General features: G+C 70.7%; 8 protein-coding genes and 1 pseudogene. 8 read left to right on the forward strand and 1 reads right to left on the reverse strand.

Annotated features, from left to right (window positions below; translation table 11 throughout):
- Positions 1 to 543, reverse strand: a pseudogene (locus tag GA0115254_RS20295) (hypothetical protein); the annotation flags it as partial.
- Positions 544 to 891: 348 nt separating this feature from the next.
- On the opposite strand from GA0115254_RS20295, the gene GA0115254_RS20300 reads away from it, so the two are divergent.
- The 8 genes from GA0115254_RS20300 to GA0115254_RS20335 form a co-directional block, all read left to right on the forward strand.
- Positions 892 to 2442, forward strand: coding sequence for a phage tail sheath family protein (locus GA0115254_RS20300; protein WP_093896701.1), 1551 nt, complete (start codon positions 892 to 894; stop codon positions 2440 to 2442).
- A gap of 75 nt (positions 2443 to 2517) precedes the next feature.
- Positions 2518 to 2961: a phage tail protein gene (locus GA0115254_RS20305; protein ID WP_072488539.1), complete on the forward strand. Its 444-nt coding sequence runs from the start codon at positions 2518 to 2520 to the stop codon at positions 2959 to 2961.
- Entirely contained in the window at positions 2961 to 3419 is a 459-nt protein-coding gene (locus GA0115254_RS20310; protein WP_093896702.1) for a hypothetical protein, read from the forward strand. Before GA0115254_RS20305 ends, GA0115254_RS20310 begins: the two co-directional genes overlap by 1 nt.
- Positions 3416 to 3559 (forward strand): DUF6760 family protein, encoded by a 144-nt coding sequence (locus GA0115254_RS44605; protein WP_093896703.1) that lies wholly within the window; start codon positions 3416 to 3418, stop codon positions 3557 to 3559. Before GA0115254_RS20310 ends, GA0115254_RS44605 begins: the two co-directional genes overlap by 4 nt.
- Positions 3560 to 3588: 29 nt before the next feature.
- Positions 3589 to 5418 (forward strand): hypothetical protein, encoded by a 1830-nt coding sequence (locus GA0115254_RS20320; RefSeq protein WP_093896704.1) that lies wholly within the window; start codon positions 3589 to 3591, stop codon positions 5416 to 5418.
- A gap of 41 nt (positions 5419 to 5459) precedes the next feature.
- Entirely contained in the window at positions 5460 to 5897 is a 438-nt protein-coding gene (locus GA0115254_RS20325) for a phage tail protein (RefSeq protein WP_093549687.1), read from the forward strand.
- Positions 5898 to 5902: 5 nt separating this feature from the next.
- Complete coding sequence (locus GA0115254_RS20330; RefSeq protein ID WP_093896705.1) at positions 5903 to 6709, forward strand: CIS tube protein; 807 nt, start codon at positions 5903 to 5905, stop codon at positions 6707 to 6709.
- On the forward strand, positions 6709 to 8113 hold a 1405-nt coding region (locus GA0115254_RS20335; protein ID WP_093896706.1), incomplete at its 3' end, for a VgrG-related protein. The genes GA0115254_RS20330 and GA0115254_RS20335, both read left to right, overlap by 1 nt.

Below are 8113 nucleotides of genomic sequence, written 5' to 3' on the forward strand. Positions count from 1 at the left end.
TGTGTCGGGCGGGGCCTTGGTCGCGGTGTCGATGTCCTTGGCGGAGGACTCCTTGCCGTCCGAGACCTTCCCGTCGACCTCGTCCTTGATCTTGTCGGCCTTGCCGGACTTGGAGAACTTGTCGGCGTCGTCGAGGTTCTTCGGCGCCTGCGCGTCGATCGCCTTGTTCACCGCGTCGATGAACGCCTGCTTGTTGAACTCACCCGGCTTCGCCGCGTTCATCTTCTCCGCGTTCGCCGCCTTGCCCTGCGCCTCCCTGTCGTCGGGGGGCGCGACCGCCGCGTCCTGCGCCGACTTCGACTCGGTGGCGGCCGGGGCGTGTACGGCGATCCTCGTCCGCTTCGCCGCCACGTCCGCCTTGACCTTGCGGAAGCCGGGAGCCTGGGCGGGGGAGGGTTTCACGGGGGCCGTGTAGCGCTGGGCCACCAGGCGGGAGACCGCGCTGTTGCCCGCCGCGCGTTGCAGACGTTGCAGGCTGCGGGAGTCCGGGGCGGGGCGGTCACCCGGCGGCCGGTGGGGTGGGGGTGCCTGCGAACGTGACACTTCGGGCGTGACTGTCACGTCGTCGCGACGGGGGGTACCTCCATGGCCGGACACGGAGGCAGGGTCCTTCTCCGGAACCGCCTTCATCTGCCCTCCCGGCCACCACTTCCCCGGACAGTCGGCACTCGACGCACATGGCCCTGCCGCCGTCCCAGGGTGCGGGGGCGGTGCATCGCGTACGCAGCGTGCGGGGACGCGTCCGGGGGCAGCGCGCGCTGACACGTACAGCGCGAGGATGTTGCCTGATCGGGCAGTTGCCGGTGCACGGCCGGGCGGCCGTGTGTCCGTTCCCGGTGATCGCCGCTCTCGCAAGAATTGCGGGCGTTCCCCGGCCAAGGAGAGACTCACATGCCGTCGTACCTGTCCCCGGGCGTCTACGTCGAAGAGATCGAGTCCGGGTCCCGGCCGATCGAAGGGGTGGGCACCTCGGTCGCCGCCTTCGTCGGCTTCGCCCAGAAGGGTCCGTTCGACGAGCCGACGCTGATCACCAACTGGAGCCAGTTCGCCGGCACGTTCGGTGACTTCGTCGACGGTACGTACCTGGCGTCTGCCGTGTACGGATTCTTCGCCAACGGTGGCGGCGTCTGCTACGTGGTGCGCATCGGTGACGGCACCGAGCCCCCGGCCGAGGACGAGAGCAACGAGACCGCCGGACGGCTGCCCGCCGGGTCGGAGACGCAGCTCGGGCCGTACGCGGTGAAGCCCCGCCCCGGTGTGGCCGGTGAGCTCACCGTCGAAGTGACCGAGGTGGAGGGAGACGATCCGCCCTCCGATGTCTTCCAGCTGATCGTGAAGCGGGACGGGCAGGTCGCGGAGACGTACCCGAGCGTGACGACCAAACGCAGCAAGGAGAACGTCGCCACCCGGGTCAACGCCAAGTCGGAGCTCATCGAGATACGGGAGTCCGGGCGCGGCGCCGCTCCCGCCAAACCCGAGCCGCAGGCCGTGACCCTGGCCCCCGCAGCGCCCGCGTCACCGGGAGCCGGGGCGCTGACACCCGAGGTGTACGTCGGCGACGCCGACCGCAGGACCGGTCTCGGCGGGCTCGAAGCCGTCGAAGAGGTCACCACGATTGCCGTGCCGGACCTGATGAGCGCATACGAACGCGGGCTGCTGGACCTGGAGTCGGTCGTCGCCGTGCAGCAGGGGCTGATCAGCCACTGCGAGCTGATGGGCGACCGCGTCGCCATTCTCGACCCGCCGCCCGGACTCAGCCCGCAGCAGATCCGGGCCTGGCGCACCGGCGGCGCCAACTTCGACTCCAAGTACGCCACGCTCTACTACCCCTGGATCCGGGTTGCCGACCCCTCGTCGGGGCGCGCGCAGTTGGTCCCGCCGAGCGGCCACATCGCCGGGGTCTGGGCCCGTAACGACGAGTCGCGCGGTGTGCACAAGGCCCCCGCCAACGAGGTCGTACGAGGGGCGGTCGCCCTGCAGACCCAGCTGACCAAGGGCGAACACGATCTGCTCAACCCGATCGGGCTGAACTGCATCCGGTCCTTCCCCGGACGCGGCATCCGGGTCTGGGGCGCGCGCACGCTGGCATCGGACCCGGCCTGGCGCTATCTGAACGTGCGGCGTCTCTTCAACTACCTGGAGGAGTCGATCCTCGCCGGTACGCAGTGGGTCGTCTTCGAACCGAACGACGACGCACTGTGGGCCCGTATCCGGCGCACGGTCTCGGCGTTCCTGGTCAACGAGTGGCGCAAGGGAGCGCTGTTCGGGCTCACTCCGGAAGAGGCGTTCTACGTCAAGTGCGACCGTGAGACCAACCCGCCGGAGAGCATCGACGCAGGTCAGGTCATCTGCGAGATCGGGGTGGCACCGGTCAGGCCGGCCGAGTTCGTCGTCTTCCGCCTCTCCCAGCTGACCGGGGGCACCGGCGGCGTCGACGAATAACGCCGCCGGCGCCGGGCCGAGCAGCGCGGCCGTCCTGAGGTCCCCCAAGCGGTATAAGCGGTAAAGGAGCCTGTTGTGCCACTTCCCGATCTCGACAGCACCGTCGGGGCCTCCTTCGGCCTCGAATTCGACAGCGTCGTCATCAAACAGATCACCGAGGTCAGCGGTCTGAAGATGGAGCAGGACGTCATCGAGCTGAAGCAGAACACCGCCGACGGCCGCTACGCCATCAAGAAGCTCCCGGGCCGGCCGAAGGCCGGTGAGGTGACGGTGACCCGGGGCCTCACCGAGGACAACAGCTTCGAACGGTGGATCAAGGACTCCCGGTTCGGCCGGATGACCGCTGCCCGCCGCAACGGTGCGGTCATCGTGTACGACCACGAGGGCATCGCCATCAAGCGCTACAAACTCATCAACGCCTGGCCGAAGTCGCTGGAGATCGGCACCCTCAAGGCCGGTGACACCTCGGTCCTGACGGAGAAGCTCGCAATCACTTACGAGAGCATGGAACTCGACTGATGCGGCGTACGGCTCCGGCGGAGGCCCCTGAGCGGCCGGACGCGCACCTCCCGGCCGGCGGGAGCGAGCGGTCCGGCCAACGGGAGACACTCCGTACCGAGTTCACCTTCGAGCTGCCGCGCGGGTACGTCGACGACGCGGGCGTCGTGCACCATACGGGCGTCATGCGGCTCGCGACCGCGCGCGACGAACTCGTGCCGCTGCGGGACGACCGGGTGCGGGAGAACTCCGCGTACCTCTCGGTCGTGCTCATCGCCCGGGTCGTCAACCGGATCGGCACGATCGACGACATCCACCCCGGCATCATCGAGGACCTCTTCGCCTCCGATCTGGCCTTTCTCCAGGACTTCTACCGGCGGATCAACGCCGAGGGACACACCCGCGCCGCCGTCACCTGTCCGGGCTGCCAGGAAGAGTTCGCGGTGAATCTCGCCGGTGGCCGCCTGGGGGAATCGTGACGTACGCGGCCGACCTGCTCTACGAGGAGGTCGCGTACCTCGCCTACCACTTCCACTGGCCGCTCGATGAGCTGCTGGACCTGGAGCACCCGGAACGACTGAGGTTCGTCGCACAGATCGCTCGCCTCAACGGGCAGTAGCGAAGAGCGCAGGGAGGGCGGGAGAATCCATGGGCCTGATGTCCTGGCTGCGCGGTGGCGGGCGTACGGAGACGAGTACGGGTGCGGAGTCGGGCAGTGCGGGCGCAGCTCCGCCGTCGCCGCCGCGTAAACGGGTCGATCTGTCCGAACTGTCGCCGATCCAGCGGACCCTGGGCACTCAGGATCTGGTCATCGACCCCTCCGGATTCCAGGGGTCGCTCACCACCCGGCAGGACGCCTCGCTCGGGACACCTCTCGGGCATCTGGTCAGTCCGGACGCACCCACCGGGCTGGTGCACGGGATCGCCGCCCCGGCCGCCCCGGTCACCGTGGACCGTCCGTCGCCGGTGCAGCGGACCGTGGAGCGTTCGGCGGAGCTGCCGGTCGGGGCCCGGTCCGTCCCCCTGTCCGTACCTCTGTCCGTACCTCTGTCCGTACCTCTGGCCGTGCCCATGCAGCGTGTCGTTCCGGGGGATGCGCCCGCGATGACGTCGGCCGTGGCGGAGGTGCCGGTGCGTCAACTGGTGGGCGAACAGACCCTTGTAGCGGCATCCGAATCGGCCGCGCCCGAGCCCGCGCCCGAACCCGCGCCGCCGAACCCGCACCCGCACCCGCACCCGAACCCACACCCTCATCCGTCCCCGGCTCCGGCTCCGCCCGTTCAGCGATCGGTGATGCCGCCCGCCCCCGGCTCGGCCCCGCGCGCGCCCGGTCTTGGCGCGCCCATGTCCGCACTGCCGCCAACGGCACAGCGAAAGGCCGCCGTTGAAGGTCCCGCTGCGGAGCCCGGGGGGATTCCGGTTGCCCGGAGTGCGGAGGACGGCGGGAGCGGTGGGGGCGGTGAGGTCCCTGAGGCCGCTCAGGCGCCCGTGGCCCCGGAGTCGGAGCCCGACTCCGGGGGGCTCACCGCGCCGCTGCTCGGCGACTCTCCCTTGCTCCCCGCCGCGTCGGACTCCACACCACAGGGCGGCCCCACGCCGGCGGTGCAGCGGGCTCCCGCCGTGCCGCCGCCGGCTCCCTTGGCGCCGCCCCCGAACACCGCTCCGGTCGCGCCGCTGCTCGCCGACCGGCCCGTGACGCTCCAGAACGGGCGCAGTGGCTGGCCGGGGGCCGTACAGCGTTCCGCTGGGGACGGGGTGGTGCCGTCTTCGCCGGCCGGTGCGGGACCGATGTCGGTGCCAGGTGCAGGACCGGTGTTCCTGGCCGATGCCGTACCGGTGCGCTGGACGCCCGGTGGGGCGGGGGCGCCGTCGATGGCGGCGGCGACACCGTCCGTACCGGCGGCGCTGCAACGTACCGTCACGGCTCCGGGGCAGGGGACGGGCGCGCCCTCCCCGCCGCTTGCCGCCCTTCAGCGGCAGGCAGCCGGGGGGCCGCCGGTGCCTCGTTCACTGCCGGGTTCCGGTAGCCGTACCGCACCGTCTGCCGCCCATGCTCCCTCGGCGTCCGGGACCTCCTTCACCTCGGCCGGTTCGGTCGCCGTGGCCGCGGGGGTGGCTCAGCGGATGGCCGACGGCAGTGTCGTCTTCGGCTCGCCGTCACCGCCGTACTCGTCACCCGTCGTGCAGCGTGAGGCCGAGACCACGGAGCCACCGCCTCCGGAGCCTCCCCAGGTGCCCGAACCGGAACCGGAACCCGGGCCCATGGCCGAGGACCACGGCGCACCGGGCGCGACCGCCTCCGCCCCTGGCCCGCCACCCGGCCAGAGCGGCGGTCACGGCGGCGCCGCCCCAGGAGGTGCCCCCGTCGTCACCGACGAACTGGTACGCGCCCTGTACACACCGCTCAGCAGGCTCTTCAAGGCGGATCTGCGACTGGAACGCGAACGAGCGGGTCTTCTCATCAACACCCGGCACTGATGAACGGCAGCGACAACCCAGGGAATTGAGAGGTACGTGCCATGGCCACCGCCCAGGACAACGATCCCGCCGTCAGCGTCTGCTTCGTCGTCACGATCGACGACATCGAGCTCGGGTCGTTCAACACATGTGACGGGCTGGGCTGCGAAGTGGTGCTCGAAACGCGCGAGGAGGGCGGCAACAACGGGCATCTGTGGCAGCTGCCGACCCGCCTGAAGTACTCGAACGTGAAGCTGTCCAGGCCGCTGACCAAGGAGACCGAGAAGGTGGCCCGCTGGTTCGCCACCATGACGACCGGATTCAGCCGCAAGACGGCGCACATCGAGGCGCGTACCGGGGACGGGCAGAAGGTGGCCCAGTGGGGGCTGCTGGAGGTCGTGCCCGTCCGCTGGACCGGCCCCTCCTTCACCCCGGAATCGCCCAAGGTCGCGATGGAGACGATCGAGATCGCCCATCACGGCTATGTGATGGAGGGCTGACCGTCGTGAGTGGCGCAGGTCCCATCGCGTTCAGCGCCGCCGGTACGGCCGGGGCGTCGTCGGCAGCGAGGGCGGGCAAGGGAGGTTCGGCCCGGCCCAAGCTGGAGCACGCCTATCTGGAACTGCGGACGCCGCCGACCGGCGGTGGCCTCACGCCCGGTGGTCCGTGCGGACGGATCGACTTCCAGTTCAACCCCAAGGAGCTGAGCCTGACCAAGGCCGCCTCCTGGAAGCGGAGTCCGGCCAAGGGGGCCAAGAGCTCGGGACCGCCGGAGTATCAGGGCTCGCAGCCCAGCAAGCTCACCGTGGAGATGTTCTTCGACGCCAGCGACACCCAGGACACCCGTGTGGTGACCTCGGTCGAGCAGCTCTTCGCGTGCTGTGTGCCGACGAGCGAGACGCGCCAGCAGCAGCGTTCGTCACCGCCGTGGGTGGTCTTCCACTGGGGCGGACTGACCGGGTTCCCCGGCTATGTCAGTCAAGTGCAGGCGAAGTACACCCTGTTCACTACATCGGGTGTGCCGATCAGAGCCGTCTGCCAGGTCACGATGGAGGAGATCAGCGGCGACACCCCGGGGCAGAACCCGACCTCGGGCGCCCTCGCGGCCCGGCGGGTCCACCGGCTGGACGCCGGGGACTCGCTGCCGTCGCTCGCCCAGCGCGAGTACGGCGATCCGGCCGCCTGGCGGGTGATCGCGGAGGCGAACGGGATCGACGACCCGATGCGACTGGCCCCCGGACAGCAACTGCTGCTCCCCGCGCTCGACGAGCTGAACCGACTCGAAGAGACCCGGGACGGGGGGCGGTCCTGATGGCGCAACCGGGCGTCGCGACGGCGCTGGTGGTGGAGTTCGGCGGCCGGCCGCTGCCGCCCAAGTTCGTGAACACACTGGTCGAGGGGTACGTCGACGACAGCCGGACGCTCCCCGACCTGTTCCTCCTGCGCTTCCGCGACCCTGACCGGGTACTGCTGGAGCAGACCGGGCTGAAGATCGGCAGCGAGGCCCGGCTGCTGGCCCGCGCGGGTGGGGACACGGCACCGAAGCCGCTGCTGAAAGGGGTGGTCACCGCACTGGAGGTGGAGCTCGACGAGACCGGCACCTTCACCGTCGTACGCGGGCTCGACGAGTCGCACCGGCTGTTCCGGGGACGTCGGGTGGCCAGCTACCAGAACATGACGCTCGCCGACATCTGCGCCCAGGTGGCCCAGCGCGCCGGGCTGAAGCCGGGGACGGTGGACGTGGCCGGCCCCGTACTCGAACACATCGCCCAGCCCAACGTCACGGACTGGGAGTTCGTGCGCGATCTGGCGGAGGAGGCGGGCGCGCAGGCCTACGTACTCGACGGACAGCTGCACATCACCAGACCCGCGGAGGCGAGCGGCGCACCCGACGGTTCGGCACGGGCCGACCGGAATCCGCTGGTCCTGGAGATGGGCAGCAATCTGCTGCGCTGCCGCGCCGGGGTGTCCTCCGCGGAGCAGGTCTCCGAGGTCGAGGTGCGCGGCTGGGACATCAAGACCAAGCAGCCGCTCGTCGGGCGGGCGCCCGCGGGGAAGTCGGCGACGCTGGAGCTGGGGGTGAGCGCGGCCGAGGTGTCCGCGCCCTTCGGCGAGGCGCGCTTCGTGGTCACGGACACGGCGTACGGGGCGCAGGCCCAGGTGGACCAGGCGGCGAAGGCCCTGGCGGAGCGGATCGCCGGATCGTTCGCGGAGCTGGAGGCGGTGATCCGGGGGAACCCGGAGGTGCGGGCGGGCAGCGCGGTGGCGCTCAACGCCGTGGGGGCGCCTTTCGAGGGGCGGTACACGGTCACGTCGTCGCGGCATGTCTTCGACCCGGTGCGCGGGTACGAGACATGGCTGACGGTCTCCGGGCAGCAGGAGCGTTCGCTGTTCGGGCTGACCGGCGGAGGACCGGGGCCGGGCGGGTCCGGGGCGGGGGCAGGCGGTGGGTCGCGCTGCGTGGGGCTGGTCAGCGGGACGGTCACGGACACCCACGATCCGGAGGGCTCGGGCCGGGTCAAGGTGCGGTTTCCATGGCTGTCGGACGAGTACGCGAGCGACTGGGCGCGTACGGCGCAGTCGGGCGGGACGAGCGGCGGCGAAGCGTTCATCCCCGAGATCGGGGACGAGGTCCTGGTGGGATTCGAGCACGGGCATCTGGACCGTCCGTACGTCCTCGCCGGTCTGTACAACGGGAAGGACCGGCCGTCGCAGG

The sequence above is a fragment of the Streptomyces sp. Ncost-T10-10d genome (assembly GCF_900091955.1).
In the GTDB taxonomy this organism is placed as follows: domain Bacteria; phylum Actinomycetota; class Actinomycetes; order Streptomycetales; family Streptomycetaceae; genus Streptomyces.

What these genes read in the sequence shown, in the direction of transcription:
- GA0115254_RS20320 (WP_093896704.1), top strand. Translation starts at nt 3,589, where the DNA reads ATGGGCCTGATGTCCTGGCTGCGCGGTGGCGGGCGTACGGAGACGAGT.
- GA0115254_RS20325 (WP_093549687.1), top strand. Translation starts at nt 5,460, where the DNA reads ATGGCCACCGCCCAGGACAACGATCCCGCCGTCAGCGTCTGCTTCGTC.
- GA0115254_RS20310 (WP_093896702.1), top strand. Translation starts at nt 2,961, where the DNA reads ATGCGGCGTACGGCTCCGGCGGAGGCCCCTGAGCGGCCGGACGCGCAC.
- GA0115254_RS20300 (WP_093896701.1), top strand. Translation starts at nt 892, where the DNA reads ATGCCGTCGTACCTGTCCCCGGGCGTCTACGTCGAAGAGATCGAGTCC.